The following is a 25743-nucleotide window of genomic DNA, read 5'->3' as shown; positions in this document are numbered from 1 at the left end:
GTCGCCAAGATCAATAATCTGGAGGAGAACCACATGAAAAGACGAGTATTCCTGGGAACGGCCATGGCTTCCGCTGCCGCTTTCAGCCTGTCCGCACGCGGCGTCATGGCGGCGGCGAAGCCGTTCGAGATCGGTCTCATCTTGCCGATGACCGGCCCTTTTGCATCGACAGGGCGGCAGATCGAGGCGGCTGTCCGCCTCTATATCGCGCAGAATGGCGATGAGGTGGCGGGGCGAAAGATCGAGATCGTCTTGCGTGATGATGCGTCCGTGGCGGACGCCACAAAGCGCCACGCCCAGGAGTTGATCGTTCGCGAAAAGGTCGAGGCGCTGGCCGGTTTCGGCCTCACGCCGCTGGCGCTGGCCACAGCGCCCCTTTCGGCCCAGGCCAAGATCCCGCAAATCGTCATGGCGGCGGCAACATCCTCCATCACGGAAGCATCCCCCTTCATCATCCGCACCAGCTATACCACGCCGCAGGTCACCGCAAAGATCGCGGAGTGGGCGAGTGGCGACGGCGTGCGCAAGGCCGTGACGCTGGTTTCCGATTACGGGCCGGGGATCGATGCGGAGAAAACCTTCATCAAGACCTTCGGAGAAGCCGGCGGTCAGGTCGTGGAGAGCCTGCGCGTTCCCCTTGCCAATCCCGACTTCGCGCCCTTCCTCCAGAAGGTGGCGGATCAGAAGCCGGATGCCATCTTCGTGTTCGTGCCGTCCGGGGTCGGCGCGCCCTTCATGAAGCAGTTCGTGGAACGCGGGTTGAACACGTCCGGCATCAAGCTCCTGGCCGATGGCGGCGTGACGGATGACGATATCCTCGACAGCATGGGTGACCCGGCCTTGGTGGCGATCACGGGCTTCCATTATTCCGCCGGGCATGACAGTGCCCTCAACAAGGAATTCGTGAAGGCCTTTGGTGCCGCCAACAATGGCAGCCGCCCCAATTTCATGGCGGTCGGCGGCTATGACGGCATGCATGCGCTCTATACCGGCCTTGAGGCAACGAAGGGCGATTCCACCGGCCAAGCGCTGATCGAGGCGATCAAGGGCAAGGCCTGGGAAAGTCCCCGCGGTCCGATCTCGATCGATCCCAACACACGCGACATCGTCCAGAACGTCTACATGCGCAGGGTGGAACGCATCGAAGGCAAACTCTGGAACGTCGAGTTCCAGACATTCGACGCTGTGAAGGACCCGGGCAAGGCCGGTTAGCGCCAGCCGGCCACGGCCGGTCATCCACGTATTGCCGTTCCCGCCCGGCGTGATCCGCCAGGGCGGGAGGGCTGACGCCAGGGAACTCGCAAATGTTGACCATTCTTATCGATGGCATTGCCTATGGCATGCTGCTCTTCGTCATGGCTTCCGGCCTTGCCGTCACGCTGGGGCTGATGAATTTCGTTAATCTGGCGCATGGTGCCTTTGCCATGCTGGGCGGCTATGTCACCGCGCTTGCGATGAACCGGCTTGGCCTGCCCTTCCTTGCCACTTTGCCGCTTGCCTTTCTTGCCTCCGCAGCTCTCGGCGCGATCGCGGAGCGGACACTTTATGTCTGGCTCTACCGGCGAAGCCATCTGGATCAGGTGCTGTTTTCCATCGCCCTGGTCTTCATGTCGATGGCGGCGGCGGATTGGCTGGTCGGATCCCAGCAGCAGCTGATCACCTTGCCGGCATGGCTGCAGGGCCGCCTTGAGATCGCCGGCGTCGCAATCGGTCGCTACCGGCTATTCTTGATCCTCGTCTGCGCGGCGCTCGTCGTGGCGCTGCAACTCATTCTCGCGCGTACCCGGTTCGGCGCCCGGCTGCGCGCCGCGGTGGATAATCAGCGCGTGGCGCGCGGGCTCGGAATTAATGTCAGCGCGATCTTCGCCGCAACATTCGCAGTCGGTTCGGGACTTGCAGGGCTTGGCGGAGCTTTGGGGATAGAGCTTCTGGGGCTCGATCCGTCCTTTCCCCTGAAGATCCTGGTCTATGTCATGATCGTCGTCACGATCGGCGGAACGTCCAGCCTGACCGGGCCCTTCATCGCGGCTCTGATCATTGGCGTCGCCGATGTGGCAGGCAAATATTACCTGCCGGAGCTCGGCGCCTTCCTGATCTACCTGATGATGATTGTGCTTCTCGTCCTGCGTCCGCAGGGCCTGATCGCATCCGGCCGTTGAGGAGTGTGCCATCATGCCAGCCGATATCGTTGAGACCGCACCGCCCGCCGCTCTTCCGGAAAGGACGCACCATGATCGCGCAGCCGCCATCTTGCGAAGCCGCAGCGGCTTCAAGCCACCGGAGGCAGCGTTCTGGCTGGTGGTTGCGGCGACTTTCTTCCTGTTGCCAGAGCGCCATCTGCTGCTGTCGGAAATTGCCATTCTCGGCCTGTTTGCCGTCTCGCTCGATCTCATCATCGGCTATGCCGGCGTGGTCTCGCTGGGGCACGGCGCCTTCTTCGGCATTGGTGCCTATGTAGCCGGGTTGACGGCCATCCATCTGACGGGGGAACCGCTGAGCGGACTGTTTCTCGGCGGTATTGCTGCCGCATTCCTTGGCCTGGTGACTGGACCCTTGCTGCTGATGCGAGCCTCTGACCTGACCCGGCTGATGATGACGCTGGGCATTGCCATGCTGCTCTTCGAAGCCGCCAACAAGGCATCCTGGCTGACAGGCGGCGCCGATGGCCTGACCGGTGTCCAGATTCAGCCGATCTTTGGTCACTTCGAGTTCGATCTCTGGGGCACGACAGCCTATGGCTACACGCTGGTGGTCGCGATCTGTCTTTTCCTGGTGGCCCGCATGGTGGTCAGCTCGCCCTATGGTCTGTCCCTGCGGGCCATTCGTGAAAATACCCTGCGCAGCCGCAGCATCGGCATTCCGGTCGGGCGGCGCATCCTTGGGATCTACACCTTCTCCGCCTTCATGGCGGGAATTGCCGGTGCGCTGCTCACGCAGACCACCATGTTCGTTTCGCTCGACGTGCTGGCCTTTCACCGCTCGGCCGATGTGCTGCTCATGCTTGTTCTGGGCGGCGTCGGCTATCTCTATGGCGGGTTGATCGGCGCCATCGCCTTCAAGCTGATGCAGGACTGGTTTTCCGCTTTCACACCGCAATACTGGATGTTCTGGGTCGGACTGGTCATGCTGATCGTGGTGCTGATCGGGCGGGAGCGGCTCAACGCTTGGCCTGCTCGTCTCTTGGCGACCATCCGCCGGGGGAGCCGCGCATGAAGGCCGCCCTCCAGACCATCGCCCTCGAAAAGCGCTTCGGCGGCCTCATTGCTGCAGACAGTGTCTCCTTCACGCTGGACCATGGCGCACGCCACGCGCTGATCGGCCCGAACGGGGCCGGAAAGACGACATTCGTCAATCTTTTAACGGGCGTTCTGCCGGCGAGCGGCGGCAAGATCCTCTTTCAAGGCGAGGACATTACCCACCTCAATCAGATTGCCCGCGCCAGGCTCGGGCTGGGCCGCACCTTTCAGATCAACCAGTTGTTTGCCGACATGACACCGGTGGAAACGCTGGCTCTCGCCGTGTCGGAACGCATCGGCAGGGGCGCCAATTTCTGGCATCGCCTCGGCAGGCAGGCGGATATGTCCGACGACATTATCAGCCTGCTGGAGCGGTTCCGGTTGCTTGACGTCATGGACCAGCCAACAAAGCGCCTGCCTTATGGCAAGCAGCGCCTGCTGGAGATTGCCCTGGCGCTGGCGTCCAATCCGCGCGTGCTGCTGCTGGACGAGCCGGCTGCCGGTGTGCCGGAAGCGGAGCGCGAGGAATTGCTGGAAACCTTGGCCAACCTGCCGCGCGATGTTTCGATTTTGCTGATCGAGCATGACATGGATCTGGTCTTCTCCTTTGCGGACAGGATCACCGTGCTCGTTGGCGGCGCGCTGTTTGCCGATGGCACTGCGGAACAGATCATGTCCGACAGCCGTGTTCAGGACATCTATCTCGGGAGCGACGACCATGGCTGATTTCCTTGAGGTGAAGAACCTGCGCGCAGGCTATGGCGAAGCAGTCGTCATTTCAGACCTCAGTGTCTCGCTCGGCGAGGGTGAGGCGCTGACGGTTCTGGGTCGCAATGGCGTGGGCAAGACAACCTTGCTCGACAGCATCATCGGACTGACCCGGCAATTTGCCGGAACGTTTTCGCTGGCCGGTCGCGATCTGACCAAAGCCGGGCCGGAGGTACGTGCGATGGCGGGCATTGGCTGGGTTCCGCAGCAGCGCGATATCTTCCCCTCCCTGACCGTGGAAGAAAACCTGACGGCCACGGCACGGCCCGGAAAATGGGATCTGCGCGCCGTTTACAAGCTCTTTCCGCGGCTGGAAGAGCGGCGCGCCAATATGGGGAACCAGCTTTCCGGCGGCGAGCAGCAAATGCTGGCGGTGGGCAGGGCTCTGATGCTGAACCCGAAGATCCTGCTTCTCGATGAGCCGACGGAGGGGCTTGCCCCCATCATCATCGAGCAGATGCTGAGTGCGATCCGCCGCCTCATTCGCGAAGAAGGAATGGCGACGATCATCGTGGAGCAGCACGCACAGAAAATCCTGACGATGACCGATAAAGCCGTGATTCTCGACCGCGGAAACATCGTTCACGCTGCGGCCAGCGCCGATCTTCTGGCCGATCCGACCCAAATCGAGGCGCATCTCGGCGTCGCGAAAAGTGCAAAGCGCCATCGTGCCTATGCAGGAGCAGAAACCCATGCCTGAACTCACCCTTGCCCCGCAGGATACGGACATCACCCTCCAGCAGCTGCATCTCGACCCCTATCCGATCTACCGGCGGCTGCGCGCCGAAGCTCCGGTGATGCGCGTCAAGGCGGCAGGCCGCACCTTCCTGACCAAGGCGTCCGACACCAAATTCGTCAAGGATACGCCCGGGATCTTCTCGTCCAACGACCCGAACACGCCGATGAAGCGCGCCTTCCGCGCCCACACGCTGATGCGCAAGGATGGTGGCGACCATATGGCGGAGCGCATGGCCATGGCACCCGCCCTCATGCCCAAGACCATTCAGGACGTCTGGGTACCGCTTTATCGTCAATTCGCCGCGGACTATTTCGATCGGCTGCCGAAGGGCGAGATGGTCGATCTGCACAAGGAGATCTCCGGGCCGCTCTCTGCCCGGATTCTCGCTCATATCCTGGGCATTCCCGAAGCATCCGACGAGCAGATGATGTTCTGGTCTCAGGCGCTGATCGATGGGGCGGGCAATTTCGGCTGGCTGCCGGGGCCCTTCGAGGTTTCAGACCGCGCCAATGATGAAATGGATGCCGTGCTGGAACGGGCGGTGGAGCGGGTGAAGGCCATACCGGATCATTCCGCGCTGTCGGTCATGGTCCATGCGGAAAACCCGATCGCCATGAGCCAGATCGTTGCCAACATCAAGATTGCCATTGGCGGCGGTATCAACGAGCCACGCGATGCGTTCTCCACGATCGTCTTCGGGCTTCTGACCGAGCCGGAGCAGCTGGAAGAGGTCAAGCGCACGGGTAAATGGGGTGCGGCCTTCGAAGAAGGCGTGCGCTGGGTCGCTCCCATTCAGGCCTCATCGCGCCTTGTGCTGGAAGATGTCGAGATCCGCGGCTGCCTGATCCCCAAAGGTGACACTGTGATGACTATTCAGGCCTCGGCCAATCACGACGAAGAGATCTATGACGATCCGGAACGGTACCAGGTGTTCCGGTCCAAGAATCCGCACCAGGCATTCGGCTCCGGCCCCCACCATTGCGGCGGAACGCATGTGGCAAGGCGAACGGTCGGCGCAATCCTCACCGAAATGCTGTTCGAGCGGTTCCCCAATATCAGCCTGCCCGACCCGGATGTGGTCAAATGGCGCGGCTTCGGTTTCCGCGGCCCCATCAATCTGCCCGTGCGGCTTGGCTGACGCCGGATCTTCCAGGAGGATTTCATGAAAATCATATTCGTAGCCCATGACGGAACTCGAACCGAGGTCGAGGCAAGCGAGGGCGAAAGTGTGATGCAAGCGGCGGTGCAAAACGGCGTGGATGGCGTGATCGGCGAATGCGGTGGCTCCATGATGTGCGCAACCTGCCACTGTTACGTGGATGAGGACTGGATCGGAAAGACCGGGCGGCGGGGCGAGGGTGAGGCCGATATGCTGGAATGCGCGGCATCTGAGGTGAAAGCCACAAGCCGCCTATCCTGTCAGATCGAGATGAGCGCGGATCTCGACGGACTTGTCGTTCATCTGCCGGAAGCGCAGATCTGAGGTGTCAACATGGACAACATCGTCATCATTGGCGCAGGGCAGGGTGGATTGCAGATGGCAGCCAGCCTTCGGCAAGAGGGCTATCAGGGGCGTCTGACGCTTGTCGGTGATGAGCCGGGACTGCCCTATCAGCGTCCGCCGCTGTCCAAAGCCTATATGGCAAAGGGCGATCCCGCGGCCCTGGCCCTGAAGCCTGCAAGCTTTTTTGTAACGTCGAATATCACGCTTCGGCATACCATGCGCGCGACCAGGATCGATCGCGCCGCTCGTCTGGTATGGCTGGCGGATGGTGAGGCTCTGACCTACGACCACCTGATCCTCGCGACCGGCACCCGCAATCTGATGCCACCCCTTGCCGGTATCGATGCGGCCGGCGTCCTGTCTCTGCGCACCCTGGCTCATGCGGATGCCTTGCGCTCCGCCATGGTCGGCACACGCCATGCAATCGTTATCGGAGGTGGCTTTATCGGCCTGGAATTTGCAGCCATGGCCCGCAAGGCAGGAGTGGAGGTGACGGTGCTGGAAGCGGCGGGTCGCCTGATGTCGCGCGCCGTTTCGCCTGCCATGTCCGATGCCTTCCTTGCCATGCACATCGCCATGGGCACGGATGTACGGCTCCATGCCCGTGCCTCCGACGTCATCACCGATACGCAAGGTCGAGCCATCGGTGTTGGACTGACGGATGGCACGAGGCTGGATGGTGACCTGGTTCTGATCGCGGCAGGGGTTGTTCCGAATACGGAACTGGCGGCAGAGGCCGGGCTTCAAATCGGCAATGGTGTGCGGGTGGACGGTTCCCTCAGAACCTCCGATCCGGCCATTTCGGCGCTCGGTGACGTCTGTTCCTTTCCCATGCAGGGCAATTGGACACGACTTGAATCGGTGCAGGCGGCTGTCGACCATGCCCGTCATATCGCCCGGGTTCTGCTGAAAGGCGAAGCGGGTGATTATGCGGCGGTTCCCTGGTTCTGGTCCGATCAGGCGGATTGGAAGCTGCAAATCGCAGGCTTTGCACATGATGCGGATGAGGACGTGGTCTTGCCCCGGCCGGATAGCGGACCTCTCGTGCTGCGTTTTTCGAAAGGGCGTCTGGCGGCTGTCGAAACGGTGAACGAGGCGGGAAGCCATATGGCGGGCCGTTTCCTTCTCGGTCAGCCAAAGGCAGTGCTGGAAGCGGCCGGTTATGATCTGCGTGCCTTGCTCAAGCTGCAGAAGGATGCCCGCATGACGGCCTGATGGACGGCGGTTCCCCGGTCTGGCGCCTTGGCAGAGACGAGGCGGCGAATGCGCGGGCATTGCTGTGGTCCGCATCCAGGGGATCGGAGCCACGCTCGCATTTGCGGCTTGCGGCAGAAGATCGGGTTTGCTCTATGTCCAGCGGGTTTCATCAAGGGACATGACGCTTGAGCATGAAGGTACTTCTTCTGGGCGCGAACGGCTTCATTGGCTCTTCGATCCTCATGCGGCTGATCTCGCAGGGGCACGCGGTCACCGGTCTTGCAAGGCGCCCCGAGCGCGCGGCGCATAAATGGCCCGAGGTGTCCTGGATCAGGAGCGACCTTGCCACCATGGTGCGCAGCGATGACTGGCGAAACCTGGTGGACAATCATGATGTCATCGTCAACTGCGCCGGCGCGCTTCAGGATGGACTTTCGGATGATCTTGCCGCGGCGCAGGAAAGATCCATGCAGGCCCTGTATGAAAGGGCCCGGCTGGCCGGCGGCAAGCGTATCGTGCAGGTTTCCGCTTCAGGCAATGGCGGGTCGCACGACCTGCCATTCATCGCGACCAAGCGGCACGCCGATGAGGCTTTGGCATCAAGCGGAGTCGATCATGTGATCTTGCGGCCTGCCTTGGTCCTCGGTCGCAATGCGCATGGCGGCAGCGCTTTGATCAGGGCCCTCGCCAGTACGCCCCTTGCCCTTCCGCTTCTCTACGCGGATAGCCCTGTTCAGACTGTCTATGTGGACGATGTGGCCGAGGCCGTTGCTTTGGCAGTGGAAGGGGCTCTTCCGAGCGGAACAGATCTTGAACTGGCTGCGCCGGAGCGGCTGACGCTGGGGCAGCTCGTGCAACTGCATCGGCGATGGCTTGGCCTTCCGCCGGCATCCGTCGTCGAGGTTCCCCCCATATTCGGCCGCCTGGTCACGCTTCTGGCCGATCTGGCGGGTCATCTCGGATGGCGCTCACCCCTGCGCTCGACGGCCATGTTGGTCATGCGCCATGGAGTAACCTGCCAGCATGATCACGCCAGCCTCCCCGAAGGCCTTGAGCTGCGCAATGCCGAGCATGCGCTCGTCGCTAATCCATCCGGGGTTCAGGACCTCTGGTTCGCCCGTCTATATCTGGTGAAGCCGGTCGTCATGGTGTTGATGTCCCTCTTCTGGCTGTTGTCCGGAGTCATTCCCCTTCTGGACACGTCGCGTGCCGCGTCGCATTTCGAGCCGTTTATGAGCCCGCCGCTGGCCCTGGCTCTGACGCTTGCCACATGCGCGCTCGATATGGCCCTGGGGCTTCTTGTGCTGATCCGGCCCTTTGCCAGGAAGGCGCTGATGGGCATGGCGGCCGTGGCTGTCGCTTATCTTCTGGGTGGAACCGTTCTGCGCCCGGACCTCTGGCTCGACCCCCTCGGACCCTTCGTGAAGGTGATACCGTTCCTGCCCCTCTGCCTTGTCGCCCTCGCCATATTGGATGAACGTTGATGGAATTCGAAGCCTGGCTGCGCCTTGTCCACGTCCTGGGCGCAACGGTTCTACTCGGGACCGGCGCGGGTATTGCCTTCTTCATGGTCATGGCGCGCCGGACCAACAACCCGACCTTGATCGCTCACGTTTCCAGCACTGTGGTCGTTGCCGACGCCCTCTTCACGGCGACGGCTGCCGTCCTGCAGCCCGTGACCGGATATCTTCTGGCCCGAGCCGTCGGCTGGTCCCTGACGGAAGGCTGGATCGTGCTATCCCTCGTCTTATACGTCGTGACGGGTGTTTTCTGGCTCCCGGTCATCTGGATACAAATCCGATTGCGGAACCTGGCGCGGCTCGCAGAGATGCGCAACGAGCCGCTTTCCGGGCAATGGGTCAGGCTCTACCGCGTCTGGTTCGCATGCGGTTTTCCCGCCTTCTTCTCCGTCATCGGCATTGTCTGGCTGATGCTGACCAAGCCGGATATCGCATTTTAGCAGCAGCTCCCCCGGCTGTTTCGCGGCCACCTTGACGATGCGGCCGTCTGCTTGTTCCGCGTCGCGTCGGAGGCCGCCGGTTCACTTCGATCTTGCCGCCGACATCAGCCTTAGCGTCTCAGCCGCGCTGCGCTGCCCTGACGACGGGGGCCACTTCGGTGCCCAGCAACTCGATTGACCGCTTCATCGCGGCAATATCGAGAGCAGCCGTGCTCATCTGGAAGGTGATCCGCGATATCCCGCCCAGGGTCTCGCTCGCCTGCAGCATCTTGGCCGCGACGGTCCTCGGTTCCCCGACCAGAAATGCACCTTCCGGTCCTGCCATCACGTCGAACTGTTGCCGGGTCGGCGGCGACCAGCCGCGCTCGCGCCCGATATCCGCTGTCAGATGCGCCCAGCCAGGAAAGAAGGCGTCCCTTGCTGCGGCATCGCTTTCGCCGACAAAGCCCATTGCATGAACGCCGATCTTGAGCATGTCGGGTCCGTGTCCCGCGCGTTTGCCAGCCTCTCGATAGAGATCGACGAGGGGACGGAAGCGATCGAAGCTTCCGCCAATGATGGCGATCATCAAGGGAAGACCGAGCGCCCCTGCGCGCGCGAAGGATTGCGGGGTGCCGCCGACGCCGATCCATATCGGCAGGCGCTCTTGATGCGGACGCGGATAGACGCCTTGCCCGGTGAGCGGCGGTCGGAACCGCCCCGCCCAGGTCACATTCGTCTCGTCTTGCAGCGCAAGCAGAAGATCGAGCTTTTCCGCAAAAAGCGCGTCATAGTCGCGCGTGTCCAGGCCGAAGAGCGGGTAAGCTTCGACGAAGGATCCGCGGCCTGCAACGATTTCAGCACGACCTTTCGAGATCAGATCGAGCGTTGCAAATTCCTGAAAGATGCGCACAGGATCGGCGGCGCTCAAGATGGTGACCGCGCTGGTCAGCTTGATCCGGTTCGTCCGGGCGGCTGCAGCCGCCAATATGATCGTTGGCGCCGAGTCGAGAAACTCTGCACGGTGATGTTCGCCGATGCCGAATACGTCCAGTCCGACACGATCAGCCACCTCGATTTCCTCGATCAGTTCCGCCATCCGATCGGTTGCCGACGGAACCCGACCCGTCGCCGGATCGGGGAGGATGGCTGCGAAACTGTCGATCCCGATTTCCATGACCGCTCCTTTGGCAATTGTATCGCGCAGACCCTCCTTCACCAGAGACGAAAGGCGCCCGCCGGCGATCACTGTCATGTCAGGCGGGCCTGCGATAGTGCTTGATCCTGCGAAGCCCTTTCGCGAAACGGGGAACGCCGCGCGGGCCGGCCGCGATCATCCCCCGGATCCTTGACCCGCGGCAGGCGGCGTGGTAGTTCTGTACTTGAAAATACAAAATACATGCGGGACCACCATGGCACGGCCGAGAGAGTTCGATGAGACGGCGGTTCTGGCCGCGAGCGCAAAACAGTTCAGGATGCATGGCTTTGCCGATACGTCGACGGAGCAATTATGCGAGGCGGCGGGTGTGCGGCGCAGCAGCCTGTACAATACATTCATATCCAAAGACGAATTGTTCATCCGGTCGCTGGAATGGCAGATCGCAGAGGCCATGGACCACCAGGAGGCGATCCTCCGGCGGGGCGATCTTTCCGGCCATGCCCGGCTGGCAGCGCTGTTCGAGCTCATTCTTCAGGAGGAAGAGCAAGCGCAAGGTGAGGGGCATGCAGCGGGTTGCATGATCGTCGCGTCGCGGATGGCGCCGGCAATCGGCAAAAAGGAGCCCCGCATTCAGCGCCTGCTCGACAGCTACATGACGAGCCAGCTTGCGCTGGTGGAAGAGGCCGTCACGGCCGGGTGTCTTGATGGCTCGCTTCGGCAGGGTCTGGCGCCGGGCGATGCTGCCCTCATGGTGGCCACCTTCATGTCCGGTATCCGCGTGATGTCGCAATCCGGATCGGATATTTCGAGCCTGCGCAGAGCCGCCCTGCTTCATCTGGAAGCTCTGCGCGCAGACAACCGGCACCAATAGTCGTTGAGCAGGCAGGATTGGAGATAAGAAATGGCTTTCGGTTTTCTCGATGTTGCTGTGACGCCCGCCGTGCGGGCAGTGCAGGAAGAACTTGGCGTGGCCGACATGTGGGCCGACTTCAAAGGCAACCGGGAGTTTGACCGGTTCACGGAGGCCGAGGCGGCCTTCATTTCCAGCCGGGACAGTTTCTACATGGCAACGGTGTCCGAGACGGGTTGGCCCTATGTCCAGCATCGCGGCGGGCCGCAGGGGTTTTTGAAGGTCCTCGACGATCAGACGCTGGCCTTCGCCGATTATCGCGGCAATTTCCAGTATATCAGCCTTGGCAACCTGTCGGCGAACGACAAGGCCTGTCTCTTCCTGATGGATTATCCGCGCCGGGCGCGCCTCAAAATCTATGTCTACGCAGATGTCGTCGCTCTCGACGCAGATCCTGCGATGACGGATGCAGTGCTCGCCGGTGCAACGGGAAAGGTCGAGAGGATCATCCGCCTGCGACTGCAGAATTTCGACTGGAACTGCCCCCAGCACATCGTGCCGCGGTTCACCGAAGCCCAGATGGCAGCCGCCCTGCAGCCGATCCGGGACAGGCTGGAATCCCTGGAGGCGGAAAATGCCCGTCTGCGCGCGCAGATGCCGCAAGGGTGAGGCGCCAGGCGAGGGCGGGACCTTGCTGAGCCCTCAACCGGCCTTGCCGAGGATCGCGTCCAGTCCCTCGTCCCAATAAGGCTGGTTGCCGAAGCGCTTGACGAGCCAGTCTATGAAAACCCGGACCTTGGGAGCGAGTTCGCGATTGCTGGGATAAAGCGCCCATAATGTCTGGGTCGAGATGAGCGGAAAGCGCGGCAGAGCCGGCACAAGAAGGCCGGATCGGATCTCGTCTGCCGCGCACCACGTCGCCATGAGCGCGATGCCGAGGCCGGCGGATGCGGCGTCGCGCACGGCTCCGCCGTCATTGATGCGCAGGCTCGGCGTCACGCGCCGCTCGATCGTCTCGCCATTGTCGCCCCGGAATGTCCAAAGATCCAGAGTGCCGACCACGAGACAAGTGTGGTGCGCCAGATCGTCCGGCGTATCGGGCCGCCCGTGCTGCCGGAGATAGTCCGGCGACGCCACGAGGACGCGATTGTCGGGGGCCAGACGGCGCGCCACGAAGGATGAGTCGCTCGGTTCGGTGTAGCGGACCGCCACATCGAAGGCGCCCTCGACCAGGTCGACGATCGTGTCGGAGATGCGCAGGTCCAGAGACAGATCAGGATATCTGGCAAAACAATCCGGCAGGCCGGGCACGATATGCATCCGCGCGAAAGAGGCCGGTGCCGCCACCCGCAATATGCCGCGTGGCGCCGCCTGCTCCCGCCCAAGGGCCGCCAGGGCAGAATCTGCAGCGAGCAGGACATGCTCGGCATGCGGAAGAAAAGCCAGCCCGTCCTCCGTCAGCGTCGCTTGGCGGGTCGTGCGGTGCAGGAGCCTCGTGCTCAGCTTCCGTTCCAGTGAACTCAGACGGGCGCTTGCCGCGGCCGGCGTAAGACCCAGGTCACGCGCTGCGGCGCTGATGCTGTGCAACTGCGCTATGCGCACGAACAGGCTCAAATCGCCCAAATCCATCGGATGCCCTTTCAAAATTTTTTTGAAACTGATGCAAGAATAGCGCTGCTACCGAAAGAAATCGAGAGAGTCCACATAGGCCATATCGAGACGGCGCCGTGACGGACACCGTCGGAAGTTGCTGAAAGGATAATCGTGATGACCAAGACCATGAAAGCCGCCGTCCTGACCCGGTTCGGCGGCCCGGATGCATTTGAGTTGCGCAATGTGGATGTACCGGCCGTCGGGCCACGGCAGGTGCGGGTGCGCGTTCATGCGACCGCCATCAATCCCCTGGATTACCAGATCCGTCGTGGCGACTACGTGGACCACGTGCCTTTGCCTGCCATTATCGGCCATGATATTTCCGGCGTGATCGAGGAACTGGGGCCAGACGTCAACGAGTTCGCTGTGGGAGATGAGGTCTATTACACGCCGAAGATCTTTGGCGGTGCGGGTTCCTATGCCGAGCAGCACGTCGCCGACGTCGACCTCGTCGGGCGCAAGCCCCGCAACCTGACGCATATCGAGGCGGCCAGCCTGACCCTCGTCGGCGGTACCGTCTGGGAGGCCTTCGTCCAACGGGCGCAGCTGCAGGCCGGCGAGACCATCCTCATCCATGGTGGCTCCGGTGGCGTGGGAACGATCGCCGTGCAGGTCGCCAAGGCGCTCGGTGCGCGCGTCATCACCACGGCGCGTGCCCGCGACCATGACTTCGTGCGCTCGCTCGGCGCCGACGAGACGATCGACTACACAGCGGAAGATTATGTGGAAGCCGTGGCCCGGCTGACCGCCGGAGAAGGCGTGCATGTCATCTTCGACACGATTGGCGGCGACGCGCTGACACGGAGCCCTCTCGCCCTCGCCGATGGCGGACGCGTGGTGAGCCTTGTCGACCTCTCCAAGCCGCAAAATCTCATCGAGGCCTGGGGCAAGAATGCCGCCTACCATTTCGTGTTCACCCGTCAGAACCGGGGCAAACTCGATGCCTTGACCGATCTGGTCGAACGCGGCCTGGTCAAGCCGGTCGTCGGTGCGACGCTGCCCCTTGCCCAAATCAGCGAGGCGCATGAACTGCTGGAAAACGGCTCGGCTAGAGGACTGCGCGGCAAGGTCGTCATCGACGTCGCCGGCGGCTCGGGGATCTGACGCTACGGCTGGAGGGTCTCGTCAAGGGTCGGGGGGAATGCCCCGACCTGTCCTCGGGACGGCCCCCCTGCAAGACACCGCAATCCATCAGACATTCAGCCGGCGATCGGTGGCGGACGCCACCGACGAGGCCGGCAGCGTGATCCAGCGCGCAGGGGCTGAAAGGCACCGGACGACAGGGTCTTCCGCTCGCTCACCCAACCAGAAACACCGGGCGAAACGCGCTCACTATCAGATCGAAGGAGAATATCATGACCCGAACATCGCAAACCATCGTCGCCGCCACCGTGCTGCTGGCAAGCCTGGCATCACAGGCAGTATTCGCCCCCAGGGCAGCGGCGCTCGACCCCATCCAAGGCAGCATTACATTCACCGGCCAGCCGGCGACGAAGCTGCAGAAGTCTCCCATCGGAAGCACACTCTCCCACAGTTTCTATGCCGACGGAACGCGCTATGAGGAGACCTATATCATCCGGGACGATCGCTCGCTGGAACTCGTCCACCGCCAGCGGATGGGCAATCGCTAAGGCCGATCAGACGGACCTTTGCATGGCGGGATGACCGGCCCTTTCTCGGGCCGGCTTTCGCCGGCGGTCAAAGCTCCGTCACAAATCATCGCGTTCGGGCTTTGCCGAGATCAATGTCCGGATGGCGTCGACGATCCCCGCGGCGAGAGGCAGGTCGGGATCGGCATAGCTCGTAAGATTCTGCGTGGGATCGTTCGGCGGAACGGCTTTCAAGACATGGTTGACGCCGGGAAGCAGGACAAGCATCGCCTTTCCGGCAGCGGCCTTCAGTCTTTCCGCGTCACCCACGCCGACCTGAAGATCGCGGTCGCCCTGTAGGATCAGTATCGGCTTTGCAAGGCTTCCAATCAGCTTGGCAGGATCCAGGCGAAACACGCTGGCGAGGAAATCCTGCAGAGCCGGTGCGAACAAAGGGCGCAGAGGCTCCGGCAGACTGCCGGCCCCGACCCGCTTTCCCGAAGCCAGCATATCGATGGCGGTATTGGCTTGTCCGAGGAAAGCGGCATTGGCAGGATTGGCCGCAAGCTGCTCCTTCAGCACCTCACCCATGGGACGGCCTGGCGTGGCGATGAGAATGAGGCCGCAGATGGATGGCTCTACCTGAGCGGCGGCCAGCGCCACGAGCCCGCCTTCGCTATGGCCGAGAAGCCAGACACAGTCTCTGCCGGTTTCGGCCGCGATGGACCTTGTCCAGGATCGCACGTCGGCGACATAGTCGTCGACCGTCACGGCATTTGCGTCGGCGGCAGCGCCGGCACTCCCGAACATGCCTCGCTTATCGATCCGAACCGAGGAAATGCCCCGGGCGGCCAGTCCTTCCGCAAGCAGGCGGTAGGATCCCGCCTGAATCCCGAGCCTGCTATTGCCGTCCCGGTCGGTCGGGCCGGAACCCGGAATGATGAGCACGACGGGAGCGGACGGGTCTCTCACACGCGTGAAAGTTCCGCTCAGATCTCCAGCCGGACCCGGTGCAAGGATCTCCTGCGACAGCGCAACCGCCGCTGCCAGAACAACCGTTGATGAGGCCATGGACATGATTCCTCTCTTGAGTTCGGACCTGCGGCCGATCAAAACGATTTTGGCCGCAGGATTGATCGTGAAGGCTCGGCATTTCAGCCGCGAGGATGGACCTCAAGCCCGGTCCAGAAGGCGGCGAATGCCCACCGGTCCGCGGCCTCGTCGATCACCTTGGCGATCGGCTTGCCCATGCCGTGCCCGGCCTGCGTTTCGATGCGCAGCATATGCGGCCGATCGCCGATCTCCGCAGCCTGGAGCGTGGCGATATATTTGAAGGAATGAGCCGGTACGACCCGATCATCCGTATCCGCGGTCGTCGCCAGAATGGCGGGGTAGGTGGCGCCATCGCGGATGTTGTGGAGCGGCGAATAGGCCGCGATGATCCGGAAATCCGCCTCCACTGCGGGACTGCCGAACTCCTGCGACCACAGCGACCCGCCCGTGAATTCCTCGAAGCGCAACATGTCGAGGACACCCACGCCGGGAAGTGCGGCCGCGAAGAGATCGGGCCGCTGGTTCACCACCGCCCCCATCAGCAGACCACCATTGGATTCGCCGTGAATGGCTATCCCGTCGGGCTTGGCAATCCCCTCCCTTCGCAGGAATTCGGCCGCTGCGATGAAGTCATCGAAGCTGTTCTGCTTTCGGGCAAGGCGGCCGTCTTCATGCCAGCCACTGCCATATTCGCCGCCGCCGCGAATATTGGCAATCGCATAGACGCCGCCCTGCTCGACCCAGGCCATCGCATCCGGCATGTAGTAAGGGACGATGGAGATGCCGAAGCCGCCATAGGCGGTGAGCAAAGTGGGGGCCGGTCCACTGGCCTTAGCGGAACGGATGACGAAAATCGGCACGCGGGTCCCGTCCTTCGATGCAAAGAAATGCTGTTCGACGCGAAGACCGTCAACATCCGGTTTCGTGTCGGGCTCGGCCCAGAGGCTGCGACTGTTCGTGGCCACGTCGTAACGGTAAATGCTGAAGGGCGTGTCATGGCTGGTAAACACGAAGAAGGCCTCGTCGTCGCCCGGCCTTCCTCGAAAGGGGCCGGCGGTGCCAATGCCAGGCAGGTCGACCGGTCCTTCGGACGTCCCGTCAAGGCGGAAGCGCTCGATCTCGGTCTTGGCGTCGACGCCATAGGTGAGGATGAGGCGATCGCCGATCAGCGACGCGAACCGCAGAACCCGCACATCGCTTTCGGCGACCAGTTCCGCCAAGGTCAGATCGGCAGCGGCCAGGTCGAGCGTGACCAGCCTGCCGCGCTCGGCCTCATGCTGGGTCACGAAATAGAGGGTCGTTGCGCGGTTGCCGGCAAGGGTCCAGATCTTGTCGAAGTCCTTGATGATGGGACGGACCGTCCAGTCCGGATCCGACAGCTCGACCACCGAGACTGCCGTGCCGCCTTGGAGCGCCGAGGTGTAGATGAGGAGGTAGCGACCGTCCGGCGTGCCCTCGACCGTATGAATGAGGGGAAGGGTCGCTTTCGGCGCGTGAACGAGACGGTCGTCAGCCTGGCGCGTGCCAAGCCGGTGGAAGTAGACGGCGTGGTCATTCACCCGCGCCGCAAAGGCCGAGCCCTCTTCCGGTTGCGGATTGCGTGTGTAGAAGAAGCCGGATCCGTCCTGCAGCCAGGCTATGCTGGTGAAGCGGGCCCAGCGGATTTCGTCCTCCAGCGCTATGCCGCTGTCGACATCGAGGACACGCAGGGTGCGCCAGTCCGATCCGGCGTCCTGGACGGCGAAGGCGATATGGCGCCCATCCTCGGAAGGTTCCCATTCGGAGAGCGCGGTCGTGCCGTTCTCCGACCATGTATTGGGATCGATGACGACTTGCTCGTCGCCCCCGTCCCGCCCGCACCGATAAAGAACCGGCTGGGCCGACAGGCCGGAACTGCGCGTGAAGAAATAGCGGTTGCCGCGCTTTTCCGGGGTCGAGATGCGCTGGTGCGCGTAAAGTGCGGTCAGCCGGTCGTGAAGAGTGTCGCGCCCCGGGAGTGTCGCCAAATAGGCGTCGGAGAGACTGTTCTGAGCCTCGACCCACCGGGCGAGCTCGGGATCGTGACGGATGTCGTTCTCAAGCCAGCGATAGGGATCGGCGACCGAGGTGCCAAACCGCTCATCGATGATCGGTTCGCGTCTCGTCTCTGGGTACTTCATCATGGGCTCCTTATCTGCCGGAACGCCGTCCGGCACGATCGCGGCATTCTATGGCGCTTCATTGCAGGGACATTACGGCGCCTTCCTTGCCGCCGCCCCAGAACCAACCCATTTGCACGGCAGGAAAATCGCGCCGGCCATGGTGACGGAACCCTGCGGATGAGGAAGCCGACGATGAGGATATTGCTCGTTGAAGACGAGGCAGGTTTCGCCAGGCCATTGCAAGCGGCTCTGGAACGCGAGCTTTTCGTCGTCGATTGGGTCGACAGCCTGGCGCTTGCGCGCGAAGCTTCGCGCGCCGGCGTGCACGGTCTTGTCCTGCTCGACAGAAGCCTTCCCGATGGCGATGGTCTCAGCCTGATTGCCACGCTCCGCGCCGACAGGCCCGGCATACCCGTCATTGTCCTCAGCGCTCGCGGAGAAGTGGCCGACCGGGTTTCAGGCCTTGATGATGGAGCCGATGATTACCTGGTCAAGCCTTTCGAGCTTGCGGAAATGCTCGCCCGCATCCGGGCTGTCCAGCGCCGCCCGAGCGAGGTCGCCTCCGAGGAAATTGCCGTAGGAGAGCTGGTGTTCGATGCCAGCTTCGGCGAGGCCCGGGTGAGGGACATGCGGCTGAACCTGCAGCGCCGGGAGGTGAGCGTTCTGGCCACGCTGTTGCGCCGGCGTGGCCGCACCGTCCTGCGCGAGGTTCTTGAAGAGGCGGTCTACGGCTTCGACGACGAAATCCAGTCAAATGCGCTCGATTCGCATGTGTCGCGCCTTCGGCGAAAGCTGCGCGATGCACAAGCCGGCGTCGAGATCCATACGGTCAGGGGTGTGGGCTATCTCCTGAGGCCGGCTCCCTAATGTCGCACTGGTTCAGAGGCTTCAAATAGCCAAAGGTGATGGGACCCATAGCCCGACGCGGGATAGACCTCCTGCGCAGCATCGGGTCTGATGGCCAGAACACAAGTCACCCTGATGCCCCCGACGGACGATGAACCTTGCATATGCAGCCACTTCCCACGATCTTTTCCCGCCGCCGCTTCCTGCTCGGCTCCCTGTCTGCCACCACGCTGATCTCCGGATGCGCCACCTCTGCCCCGACAGCCATCCAACCGGTCCCGGTGCCGAAACCGGACGATCCTCGCATGGCGTTGGGCGCCGATCCGGAGCTTGAAGCCCGATACGCCGCCTTTCAGGATGGCGGACATCAGGTCCCGGCCATTCCTTACCGGCGGATGGATCCGAAATATCTCCGGCAGAGGGTCTCCGACCCCACCGGCGAGCCGGCGGGAACGGTGGTCGTCGATACGCCGGAACGCTTTCTCTATCTCGTGGAAGAGGGTGGCACCGCGATGCGGTATGGTGTCGGGATCGGCCGAGACGGTTTTTCCTGGGAAGGCGAGGGCACGATCCACTGGCGGCAACATTGGCCCCGCTGGAAACCGCCTGCCGAAATGATCGCGCGCCAGCCCGAGCTTGAACGCTACTCAGTCGCCAATGGCGGCATGGAGCCGGGGATCATGAACCCGCTCGGCGCGCGCGCCCTCTACATTTTCAAGAATCGCCAGGATACGCTCTACCGCCTCCATGGCAGCCCCGAATGGCAATCGATCGGCAAAAGCGTCTCGTCGGGCTGCGTGCGTCTCACCAATCACGACATCGTCGATCTTTATGATCGCATTCCCTACCATGCGCGCATCGTCGTGCATCAGGCGCCGGCGACTGCCGTCTGATCGAGAAGCGATCGACTCATCCACCCTCAGACCGCAATCTTGCCACCTCCAGGCGGTAGACCACGGAGTGCCGCACCTCGATGACGTATTTCCATCACCGAGGTCACAAGAAAGGGGCTGACATGCAGGTCCTGATCCTCTCTCTAAGTCGAGCCGCGGGAGTTGTGTCGTGGATATAGCAGCAGCATTGAGGGCCTTTGTCCGAACCGTCGAACGCGGCTCCATCACCGATGCCGCGCGCGATCTCAAACTCTCCCAGCCGGGGGTGACGAAACACCTCCAGAACCTGGAGAGGCATGTCGGGGCGCGGCTCCTCGAGCGCTCGTCACGCGCGGTCAGGCCGACATTTCAGGGGCAGGCTCTCTATGAGGCGAGCCGGGAGGCGCTGTCCTCCATCGATGCCGCGTTGGAAGGCGTCAGGCAGAATATCGGACGGGTTGAGGGTCATCTTCGGGTACATGCGCCGTCTTGTATCGGCACCAAACATCTGCACCGCATCGTCATGGCCTTCCAGCGACTGCACCCGTCCGTGACGGCGGATCTCATCCTCGACAATCGCGACGTGGATCTCGTCTACGAAAATTTCGATGTCGCCGTGAAATATGGTCGTCCCCTGCAGCAGGAGCTGATCATCCGCAGGCTGGGCTCGATCCGCAGGATCCTGGTTGCGGCGCCGCGCTTTATCGAGACATATGGAGCGGTCGCCACGATCGAGCGGCTGGCCCAGGTGCCGCTTGTCGTCAGCTCCCGGTCACTGACTTCGGCCGATACGATAAGGCTTCGCGATCTCGACGGACAGGCAAGGGACGTCGTGATCCAGCCGGTTCTGCGCACAAACAGCGCGCCGGTCATTTCGGCGACTTTGCTTGAGGGCCATGCCGCAGGGCCGGTTCAGCAGATCATGGTCAATGAGGATCTCGCCGCGGGACGTCTCGTGCGAATTCTCCCCGAATATGAGGTGGAGCCGACCGAGGCCTTTCTCGCTTATCCCTCGCTGCGCTTCATGAGCTCCATCGTCCGGGCATTCACCGATTTCGCGGTTGCCGAACTCGGCGCGCTCGACGGAATTGTCGACAGGCACCGCGCAGGGGACGAATTCGACGCTATCGAAGCCCTGCCGCAGCGCAAGCGGAAGAGTGAATCCGCGCAAGACTGAGGCGCGGAGCGCCGGCCGGAACCGGGATCATGCGTTTGCGGAGGTTCCGCGCCGCTGATGGCGGGACCCTCCGCACACTCTCGAACACGTGTCAGATCTGCGCCGAACCACCGTCGACGAAGATCTCGCTACCCGTCATGAAACTGCTGTCGTCCGAAGCGAGAAACAGCGCCGCGGCCGCTGTCTCCTCAGGCCTGCCGACCCGGCCCAGCGGGATGTCCTCGGCAAAGCCGCCGAGAAAGGCCTCTTCTTCTCCCGGCTTGACCAGGCCTTTGAGGCCCGGCGTCTCCGTGGCTCCGGGGGAGAGGACATTGACCCTGATGCCCGACCCTTTGAGGTCCAGGGCCCAGTTTCGCGCGAAGTTGCGAATGGCGGCCTTCGTTGCGCCGTAGACGCTGAAGGCGGGGGTTCCGGTGGCGCCGGCTGTCGATCCGGTGAGAATGATAGAGCCGCCCTTGCGCATCAGCGGCAATGCCTTTTGCACCGTGAACAGCGTTCCCTTGACGTTGACGCCGAATGTCAGATCGAAATCTGCTTCGTCGATGGCGCCGAGCGGTGCGAAGGTACCAAGGCCGGCATTGGCGAAGAGAATGTCGATCCTTCCGCTCTTTGCCTGGACGGTCTGAAACAGCCGATCCAAATCCTCAAGGCGGGACACGTCGCCCTGTATCGCGGTGACGCCGGCGCCGATCGTTGCCACCGCCCGGTCCAATTCCGCCTGCCGCCGCCCGCTGATGAAAACCTCGGCGCCTTCCGCCACGAACCGCTGGGCGGTCGCCAGACCAATGCCGCTATTGCCGCCGGTAATGACGGCGATTTTGCCTCGAAGTCTGTCCATCTCGATCTCCATTTGAATACTGATCTCGTCGAGATGGGATGTTGCTATTCTTTCTTCCAGTATGTACGTTTTGGTAAGTACCTAAATCGTGGAGATCTCGTGATGGCATCCAGCTTCGTTTGCGGCCTCGATGCTGCCCTGGCGGTCATCGGCGGCAAGTGGAAACCGTTGATCCTGTACCACCTTGCGCATGAAACGCGGCGTTACGGCGACCTTCGCCGGGCGATCGGCAAGGTCAGCGACAAGATGCTGATACAGCAGTTGAAAGAACTGGAAGCCGATGGGGTCGTCGATCGCGTGGACTTCAAGGAGATCCCGCCGCGCGTGGAATATTCCCTCACGACATTCGGGGTGACACTCTCCAACGCCTTGAAGCCCCTCTGCGCCTGGGGAACGCAGCATATGGCCGAGGTCGAAACCCTGGTGTCGCGCCGGGACGCGTCCGGTGCAAAGGCGATCGCAAGGCATCCTTCTCCGGAATAGGAACAGAAGCGCTGTATCGAACGCGCTGGTCTGGCTGCGTTCGCATCATGCCCTCTCGGGCATGAGAGGCAAGGGGCGGACACTGTGCCTGCGTCAGGGCGGAATGAGCAATCCGCGAGAGGGCCTTTCCCGATCCTGATCGGCTCACTCGATCCAGGCCGTGCCCGGTTCCGCGCTTTCGCAAAACAGCTCGGCGCTCAGATTGGCCTGCTCGACGGCGATGCGGATGAGGTCCTGATGGGTCGAGGACTGGTAGGTGGCAATGATGGGCATGGGAGGAAAGCGCTTGGAGACCTTGACCGGGCAAAGGAGACCGCTTTTCAGCTCACGCATGATCGTGACGGTGGGTATGGCGCCGATCCCAAAGCCGTCGACCAGCAGGTTGATGATGGCGTAGAGGGAATTGCAGCTGGTCAGTTTGGAGGCGAGAACCTGCTCATCATGAAAATAAGGGGCAATCATCTGATAAGGAGGGGAATCCTTCGGAAACGAGATGATCGGCATATCGGCAAGGGATGCGACGCTATAGATGCGCTCCGCTTCGATCAGCTTCGGCGAGCCAGCCCAGACCATCTGTAATGTGCAGGATCGAAAGCTGCGAAAACCCTCCCCGATGAGAGGCTGGATGCCAAACACGATATCATAGCGGCCTTTGCGCAAGCCGTGCAGCAGGTGGTCTGTCCCGTCCACGGTCAGTTCGATCTTCAGGCCGACGAAGCGCTTATGCAGCGCATCGATGAAATGCGGCATCCAGGTCGAAGAAATGGAGTCGATCGCGCCGACCCGGAGCGGCACCAGAACCGGTGCGTCTTGGCCCGACAGACCACATTCCAGCCGATCGAGTTCACCGAGGATCATCTCGAAGGACTGCAGCGTCCGCTCGCCTTCCGGCGTCAACCTGAATTCCCGTTCGTTCCGATTGACCAGCCGGTAGCCCAGTTCTGCTTCAAGCGCCGCAAGCCGGCTCGATATCGCCGGCTGCGTCATGTTCATCTCCCGCGCCGTCCGTCCGAAATGACGGTTGCGCGCGATGGCCACGAAGGTTTTGATATCGATGATGCGCATTGCAAATGACAGATCTGTCCGGGGTCGAAGGAACCGTGGCATGACCGTGACATTCGATCCCCATGTGCCGCGATCTCGGGGATCAAATGTCGAATCCAATCCACTAGGAAGCAAGCATGATATGGCGGGTCTGCGTGTATTCAAGCAGCGACTGCATCGAAAGATCCGATCCGTAGCCGGAGTTCTTCATGCCGCCATGGGGCATTTCCGTGGCGAAGACTCCATGCGTGTTGACCCAGGTCACTCCATACTCCAGCGCATTGGCCACGGTCAGAGCTGTCTTCTGATCTGCCGACCAGACGGAGGATGCAAGGCCATATTCGGAACTGTTGGCCAGCCGCACGGCGTCCTCTGGACCATCGACGGCGGTGATGGTCACGACGGGGCCAAAAACCTCCTTCTGGACGATCTCGGCATCGAAGGGTGCCCGCACAAGCGTGGGCGCGTAGAAGAAGCCGGTGGTGCCGGATCGCTCACCTCCGGCGAGTATCTGGCACCCCTGATCGCGGGCGCGGTCGACAAAGCCCGAAACGCGTTCCAGATGCCGAGCGCTGATGACCGGCCCGAACTCGACGTCGTCGCGCTCAGGATCTCCATAGATGAGGCTCGCAACCATAGCCTCCATCGCGGCCTCGACATCGCCGGCGAGGCTTCGATCGACAAGGATGCGGCAGGCAGCGGTGCAATCCTGCCCGGCATTGTAAAAGCTTGCTTCACGCAGCGTCGAGACAAGGCTGTCGATATCGGCATCTTTCAGCACGATGACCGGTGCCTTCCCGCCGAGCTCCAGATGCGTACGCTTGATCCGTTCGCCAGCGGCTGCGGCAAGGACGGCGCGGCCGGTTCTGACATCTCCGGTGAGCGAGACCATCCGCACATCCGGATGAGAGATCAAAGCCTGCCCGACGTCGGGCCCGTTGCCGCAGACAATGTTGACGACACCAGGCGGCAGAATGTCGTTGAGGATCCTGCCGAGGGCGATCAGCGACAGGGGCGTGTGTTCCGAGGGCTTGATGACGACCGTATTGCCTGCCGCAATCGCCGGCGCCAGTTTCCAGGCAGCCATGAGAAGCGGATAGTTCCAGGGTGCGATCGATGCCACGACGCCCACCGGATCGCGGCGGATCAGACTGGTCATCGAAGCCGAACGGTAATTTCCGCTCACCGTGCCTTCCATCGTGCGCACGGCGCCCGCGAAGAAGCGGAAGACATCCGCGACATTCGCCAGTTCGCCGCCCTTGACATACCGCAGGGGTTTGCCGGCATTCAGCGATTCAACACGCGCAAGATCCTCGGCCTCGCGCAGGATACGGTCGGCGATCGCCAGAAGCATCAGGCTGCGTTCTTTTGGCGTTGTGCGGCGATGACTCGTGAACGCTTGAGACGCTGCGGCAATAGCTGATTCCACCTGAGCCAGGCTGGCGGAGGGTACCTCGGCCAGGATTGTGCCGCGGGCCGGATCAAAGGCTGTCTCAGATCGAGCCTCGCCGCTGATGAAGGAGCCGTTGATGAGAAGACGGGTGTCGAACCCCGCCGATGAAGGTGTGGACATAAGAGACTCCTGAAGAAAAAGTTTATTCCACAAGGGGGCGAATATGAGCCTGATCAACGGAGATGGCGACCGTCTCGCCGGTTTCGAAGATCGGATGTTTGGGTGCGAGTATGGTGAGACGATGCTCGCCTAGGTCGACGATGTAACGGTAGCGCGATCCCAGATAGACGCGCGTGACGATCTCGCCTGCAAGCTGGCCGGGCGCCAGTGTGTCTCGGGCCTGCGAAATAACCAGATCCTCCTGCCGTATGGCCAGCGTGGCCGGACCACGATGCGTGACACTCGGCGCCACGGGAAGATGCTGTTGCTCTCCAAGACGGGCGAAGACGGCGCCTCCTTCCTCGGCAATCGTCGCCGCCAAGAGGTTGGTCGCTCCGACGAACGAGGAGGCGAAGCGCGTCGCCGGCGTGGCATAGAGATCGTGCGGCGTGGCCTGCTGTTCGATACGACCGGCATTCATCAGCACGACACGGTCCGACAGGCTCAATGCCTCCTCCTGGTCATGGGTGACGAACAAGGTCGTCAATTTCAGACGCCGGTGAATCTCGATCAATTCCAGCTGCATCTCTTCGCGCAGCCGGGCATCGAGATTGGACAAGGGTTCGTCGAGGAGCAGGACTTTCGGATTTGAGACGACCGCGCGTGCCAGTGCGACGCGCTGTTGCTGGCCACCGGAGAGCTGGCGCGGACGCCGGTCGGCAAGGTGAGCGAGCTGCACGGTTTCCAGCGCCGCGCGCGCGCGATCATACTGATCGTCGCGGGAGCCGATGCCGCGCATGCGCAATGGAAAGCGGACGTTTTCAATCACCGACAAATGCGGCAGAAGCGCATAGGACTGGAACATCATTGCGATGTCGCGCTGTTCCGGAGGAAGCGCGGTCACGTCGCGGCCATCGATCTCCACGCTGCCCGATGAGACCCCCTCCAGCCCGGCAACGATGCGCAGGAGCGTGGTCTTGCCGCAACCCGATGCGCCGAGCAGGCTGACGAATTCACCCGAGGCGATTTGCAGATCGATGCCGTGCAGAACAGGGGTCTGACCAAAGGTCTTGCGGATCGACGACAGACGGACATTCGACATG

The 25743-nt window shown here is 62.3% G+C and carries 26 protein-coding genes; 18 read left to right on the top strand and 8 right to left on the bottom strand.

Annotated features, from left to right (window positions below; translation table 11 throughout):
- Positions 1–33: 33 nt before the first annotated feature.
- The 10 genes from QTJ18_RS06930 (at position 34) to QTJ18_RS06885 (ending at position 9404) form a co-directional block, all read left to right on the top strand.
- Entirely contained in the window at positions 34–1212 is a 1179-nt protein-coding gene (locus QTJ18_RS06930) for an ABC transporter substrate-binding protein (protein ID WP_301557747.1), read from the top strand.
- A 92-nt stretch (positions 1213–1304) separates the two neighbouring features.
- Positions 1305–2159, top strand: coding sequence for a branched-chain amino acid ABC transporter permease (locus QTJ18_RS06925; RefSeq protein ID WP_252754178.1), 855 nt, complete (start codon positions 1305–1307; stop codon positions 2157–2159).
- Positions 2160–2172: 13 nt separating this feature from the next.
- Positions 2173–3213 (top strand): branched-chain amino acid ABC transporter permease, encoded by a 1041-nt coding sequence (locus tag QTJ18_RS06920; RefSeq protein ID WP_252754179.1) that lies wholly within the window; start codon positions 2173–2175, stop codon positions 3211–3213.
- Positions 3210–3962, top strand: coding sequence for an ABC transporter ATP-binding protein (locus QTJ18_RS06915; protein ID WP_252754180.1), 753 nt, complete (start codon positions 3210–3212; stop codon positions 3960–3962). Before QTJ18_RS06920 ends, QTJ18_RS06915 begins: the two co-directional genes overlap by 4 nt.
- Positions 3955–4704, top strand: a complete 750-nt coding sequence (locus tag QTJ18_RS06910; protein ID WP_252754181.1) for an ABC transporter ATP-binding protein — start codon at positions 3955–3957, stop codon at positions 4702–4704. Before QTJ18_RS06915 ends, QTJ18_RS06910 begins: the two co-directional genes overlap by 8 nt.
- Complete coding sequence (locus tag QTJ18_RS06905; RefSeq protein WP_252754182.1) at positions 4697–5881, top strand: cytochrome P450; 1185 nt, start codon at positions 4697–4699, stop codon at positions 5879–5881. The genes QTJ18_RS06910 and QTJ18_RS06905 overlap by 8 nt, the downstream gene beginning before the upstream one ends.
- A 24-nt stretch (positions 5882–5905) precedes the next feature.
- Positions 5906–6226: a 2Fe-2S iron-sulfur cluster-binding protein gene (locus tag QTJ18_RS06900; RefSeq protein ID WP_252754183.1), complete on the top strand. Its 321-nt coding sequence runs from the start codon at positions 5906–5908 to the stop codon at positions 6224–6226.
- A 9-nt stretch (positions 6227–6235) separates the two neighbouring features.
- On the top strand, positions 6236–7462 hold the full coding sequence (locus QTJ18_RS06895; RefSeq protein ID WP_252754184.1) for an NAD(P)/FAD-dependent oxidoreductase: 1227 nt from the start codon (positions 6236–6238) through the stop codon (positions 7460–7462).
- 173 nt (positions 7463–7635) lie between these two features.
- Positions 7636–8928 carry an SDR family oxidoreductase gene (locus QTJ18_RS06890; protein ID WP_252754229.1) on the top strand — a complete coding sequence of 431 codons (1293 nt, stop codon included), beginning with the start codon at positions 7636–7638 and terminating at the stop codon, positions 8926–8928.
- Complete coding sequence (locus QTJ18_RS06885; RefSeq protein WP_252754185.1) at positions 8928–9404, top strand: DUF2269 family protein; 477 nt, start codon at positions 8928–8930, stop codon at positions 9402–9404. Before QTJ18_RS06890 ends, QTJ18_RS06885 begins: the two co-directional genes overlap by 1 nt.
- 118 nt (positions 9405–9522) lie before the next feature.
- On the opposite strand, the gene QTJ18_RS06880 is transcribed toward QTJ18_RS06885, so the two are convergent.
- Positions 9523–10560: an LLM class flavin-dependent oxidoreductase gene (locus QTJ18_RS06880; protein ID WP_252754230.1), complete on the bottom strand. Its 1038-nt coding sequence runs from the start codon at positions 10558–10560 to the stop codon at positions 9523–9525.
- A gap of 235 nt (positions 10561–10795) precedes the next feature.
- On the opposite strand from QTJ18_RS06880, the gene QTJ18_RS06875 reads away from it, so the two are divergent.
- Both QTJ18_RS06875 and QTJ18_RS06870 read left to right on the top strand, forming a co-directional pair.
- A complete protein-coding gene (locus tag QTJ18_RS06875; protein ID WP_252754186.1) occupies positions 10796–11413 on the top strand; it encodes a TetR/AcrR family transcriptional regulator in 618 nt (205 codons plus the stop codon).
- Positions 11414–11443: 30 nt separating this feature from the next.
- Positions 11444–12061, top strand: coding sequence for a pyridoxamine 5'-phosphate oxidase family protein (locus QTJ18_RS06870; RefSeq protein ID WP_252754187.1), 618 nt, complete (start codon positions 11444–11446; stop codon positions 12059–12061).
- Positions 12062–12094: 33 nt separating this feature from the next.
- Here QTJ18_RS06870 and QTJ18_RS06865 read toward each other — a convergent pair whose 3' ends face one another.
- Positions 12095–13021, bottom strand: coding sequence for a LysR family transcriptional regulator (locus QTJ18_RS06865; RefSeq protein WP_252754188.1), 927 nt, complete (start codon positions 13019–13021; stop codon positions 12095–12097).
- Positions 13022–13159: 138 nt separating this feature from the next.
- On the opposite strand from QTJ18_RS06865, the gene QTJ18_RS06860 reads away from it, so the two are divergent.
- Both QTJ18_RS06860 and QTJ18_RS06855 read left to right on the top strand, forming a co-directional pair.
- Positions 13160–14149: a zinc-dependent alcohol dehydrogenase family protein gene (locus QTJ18_RS06860; RefSeq protein ID WP_252754189.1), complete on the top strand. Its 990-nt coding sequence runs from the start codon at positions 13160–13162 to the stop codon at positions 14147–14149.
- A gap of 251 nt (positions 14150–14400) precedes the next feature.
- Positions 14401–14676: a hypothetical protein gene (locus QTJ18_RS06855; RefSeq protein ID WP_252754190.1), complete on the top strand. Its 276-nt coding sequence runs from the start codon at positions 14401–14403 to the stop codon at positions 14674–14676.
- Positions 14677–14754: 78 nt separating this feature from the next.
- On the opposite strand, the gene QTJ18_RS06850 is transcribed toward QTJ18_RS06855, so the two are convergent.
- Both QTJ18_RS06850 and QTJ18_RS06845 read right to left on the bottom strand, forming a co-directional pair.
- Positions 14755–15705 carry an alpha/beta hydrolase gene (locus QTJ18_RS06850; RefSeq protein ID WP_252754191.1) on the bottom strand — a complete coding sequence of 317 codons (951 nt, stop codon included), beginning with the start codon at positions 15703–15705 and terminating at the stop codon, positions 14755–14757.
- Between the two features lie 83 nt (positions 15706–15788).
- Positions 15789–17849, bottom strand: a complete 2061-nt coding sequence (locus tag QTJ18_RS06845) for a prolyl oligopeptidase family serine peptidase (protein ID WP_252754192.1) — start codon at positions 17847–17849, stop codon at positions 15789–15791.
- 171 nt (positions 17850–18020) lie between these two features.
- On the opposite strand from QTJ18_RS06845, the gene QTJ18_RS06840 reads away from it, so the two are divergent.
- The 3 genes from QTJ18_RS06840 (at position 18021) to QTJ18_RS06830 (ending at position 20723) form a co-directional block, all read left to right on the top strand.
- Positions 18021–18695 (top strand): response regulator, encoded by a 675-nt coding sequence (locus QTJ18_RS06840; protein ID WP_252754193.1) that lies wholly within the window; start codon positions 18021–18023, stop codon positions 18693–18695.
- A 143-nt stretch (positions 18696–18838) separates the two neighbouring features.
- Positions 18839–19567, top strand: a complete 729-nt coding sequence (locus tag QTJ18_RS06835) for a L,D-transpeptidase (protein ID WP_252754194.1) — start codon at positions 18839–18841, stop codon at positions 19565–19567.
- Between the two features lie 169 nt (positions 19568–19736).
- On the top strand, positions 19737–20723 hold the full coding sequence (locus QTJ18_RS06830; RefSeq protein WP_252754195.1) for a LysR family transcriptional regulator: 987 nt from the start codon (positions 19737–19739) through the stop codon (positions 20721–20723).
- Between the two features lie 91 nt (positions 20724–20814).
- Here the strand turns inward: QTJ18_RS06830 and QTJ18_RS06825 are convergent, their stop codons facing one another.
- Positions 20815–21561 carry an SDR family NAD(P)-dependent oxidoreductase gene (locus tag QTJ18_RS06825; protein ID WP_252754196.1) on the bottom strand — a complete coding sequence of 249 codons (747 nt, stop codon included), beginning with the start codon at positions 21559–21561 and terminating at the stop codon, positions 20815–20817.
- 102 nt (positions 21562–21663) lie between these two features.
- Between QTJ18_RS06825 and QTJ18_RS06820 the strand changes: the two genes are divergently transcribed.
- Entirely contained in the window at positions 21664–22044 is a 381-nt protein-coding gene (locus QTJ18_RS06820) for a winged helix-turn-helix transcriptional regulator (protein WP_252754197.1), read from the top strand.
- A gap of 144 nt (positions 22045–22188) precedes the next feature.
- On the opposite strand, the gene QTJ18_RS06815 is transcribed toward QTJ18_RS06820, so the two are convergent.
- The 3 genes from QTJ18_RS06815 to QTJ18_RS06805 form a co-directional block, all read right to left on the bottom strand.
- Positions 22189–23109, bottom strand: coding sequence for a LysR family transcriptional regulator (locus tag QTJ18_RS06815; RefSeq protein ID WP_252754198.1), 921 nt, complete (start codon positions 23107–23109; stop codon positions 22189–22191).
- 103 nt (positions 23110–23212) lie between these two features.
- Entirely contained in the window at positions 23213–24661 is a 1449-nt protein-coding gene (locus QTJ18_RS06810) for an aminobutyraldehyde dehydrogenase (RefSeq protein ID WP_252754199.1), read from the bottom strand.
- Positions 24662–24683: 22 nt separating this feature from the next.
- Positions 24684–25742, bottom strand: a complete 1059-nt coding sequence (locus QTJ18_RS06805; protein WP_252754200.1) for an ABC transporter ATP-binding protein — start codon at positions 25740–25742, stop codon at positions 24684–24686.
- Position 25743 lies beyond the last annotated feature (1 nt).

The sequence above is a fragment of the Rhizobium sp. SSA_523 genome, assembly GCF_030435705.1.
Taxonomy (GTDB): domain Bacteria; phylum Pseudomonadota; class Alphaproteobacteria; order Rhizobiales; family Rhizobiaceae; genus Neorhizobium.
Note: the sequence above shows the minus strand (reverse complement) of the source record. Positions and strands in the feature narration are given on the sequence as shown.

Excerpts from the sequence above, each read along its gene's own strand:
- QTJ18_RS06890 (WP_252754229.1), top strand. The coding sequence starts at position 7,636 with ATGAAGGTACTTCTTCTGGGCGCGAACGGCTTCATTGGCTCTTCGATC.
- QTJ18_RS06845 (WP_252754192.1), bottom strand. The coding sequence starts at position 17,849 with ATGATGAAGTACCCAGAGACGAGACGCGAACCGATCATCGATGAGCGG.
- QTJ18_RS06835 (WP_252754194.1), top strand. The coding sequence starts at position 18,839 with ATGCAGCCACTTCCCACGATCTTTTCCCGCCGCCGCTTCCTGCTCGGC.
- QTJ18_RS06895 (WP_252754184.1), top strand. The coding sequence starts at position 6,236 with ATGGACAACATCGTCATCATTGGCGCAGGGCAGGGTGGATTGCAGATG.
- QTJ18_RS06885 (WP_252754185.1), top strand. The coding sequence starts at position 8,928 with ATGGAATTCGAAGCCTGGCTGCGCCTTGTCCACGTCCTGGGCGCAACG.
- QTJ18_RS06850 (WP_252754191.1), bottom strand. The coding sequence starts at position 15,705 with ATGGCCTCATCAACGGTTGTTCTGGCAGCGGCGGTTGCGCTGTCGCAG.
- QTJ18_RS06820 (WP_252754197.1), top strand. The coding sequence starts at position 21,664 with ATGGCATCCAGCTTCGTTTGCGGCCTCGATGCTGCCCTGGCGGTCATC.
- QTJ18_RS06915 (WP_252754180.1), top strand. The coding sequence starts at position 3,210 with ATGAAGGCCGCCCTCCAGACCATCGCCCTCGAAAAGCGCTTCGGCGGC.
- QTJ18_RS06840 (WP_252754193.1), top strand. The coding sequence starts at position 18,021 with ATGAGGATATTGCTCGTTGAAGACGAGGCAGGTTTCGCCAGGCCATTG.
- QTJ18_RS06815 (WP_252754198.1), bottom strand. The coding sequence starts at position 23,109 with ATGCGCATCATCGATATCAAAACCTTCGTGGCCATCGCGCGCAACCGT.
- QTJ18_RS06805 (WP_252754200.1), bottom strand. The coding sequence starts at position 25,742 with ATGTCGAATGTCCGTCTGTCGTCGATCCGCAAGACCTTTGGTCAGACC.
- QTJ18_RS06855 (WP_252754190.1), top strand. The coding sequence starts at position 14,401 with ATGACCCGAACATCGCAAACCATCGTCGCCGCCACCGTGCTGCTGGCA.
- QTJ18_RS06910 (WP_252754181.1), top strand. The coding sequence starts at position 3,955 with ATGGCTGATTTCCTTGAGGTGAAGAACCTGCGCGCAGGCTATGGCGAA.
- QTJ18_RS06920 (WP_252754179.1), top strand. The coding sequence starts at position 2,173 with ATGCCAGCCGATATCGTTGAGACCGCACCGCCCGCCGCTCTTCCGGAA.
- QTJ18_RS06860 (WP_252754189.1), top strand. The coding sequence starts at position 13,160 with ATGACCAAGACCATGAAAGCCGCCGTCCTGACCCGGTTCGGCGGCCCG.
- QTJ18_RS06875 (WP_252754186.1), top strand. The coding sequence starts at position 10,796 with ATGGCACGGCCGAGAGAGTTCGATGAGACGGCGGTTCTGGCCGCGAGC.
- QTJ18_RS06930 (WP_301557747.1), top strand. The coding sequence starts at position 34 with ATGAAAAGACGAGTATTCCTGGGAACGGCCATGGCTTCCGCTGCCGCT.
- QTJ18_RS06810 (WP_252754199.1), bottom strand. The coding sequence starts at position 24,661 with ATGTCCACACCTTCATCGGCGGGGTTCGACACCCGTCTTCTCATCAAC.
- QTJ18_RS06825 (WP_252754196.1), bottom strand. The coding sequence starts at position 21,561 with ATGGACAGACTTCGAGGCAAAATCGCCGTCATTACCGGCGGCAATAGC.
- QTJ18_RS06880 (WP_252754230.1), bottom strand. The coding sequence starts at position 10,560 with ATGGAAATCGGGATCGACAGTTTCGCAGCCATCCTCCCCGATCCGGCG.
- QTJ18_RS06905 (WP_252754182.1), top strand. The coding sequence starts at position 4,697 with ATGCCTGAACTCACCCTTGCCCCGCAGGATACGGACATCACCCTCCAG.
- QTJ18_RS06865 (WP_252754188.1), bottom strand. The coding sequence starts at position 13,021 with ATGGATTTGGGCGATTTGAGCCTGTTCGTGCGCATAGCGCAGTTGCAC.
- QTJ18_RS06900 (WP_252754183.1), top strand. The coding sequence starts at position 5,906 with ATGAAAATCATATTCGTAGCCCATGACGGAACTCGAACCGAGGTCGAG.
- QTJ18_RS06925 (WP_252754178.1), top strand. The coding sequence starts at position 1,305 with ATGTTGACCATTCTTATCGATGGCATTGCCTATGGCATGCTGCTCTTC.
- QTJ18_RS06870 (WP_252754187.1), top strand. The coding sequence starts at position 11,444 with ATGGCTTTCGGTTTTCTCGATGTTGCTGTGACGCCCGCCGTGCGGGCA.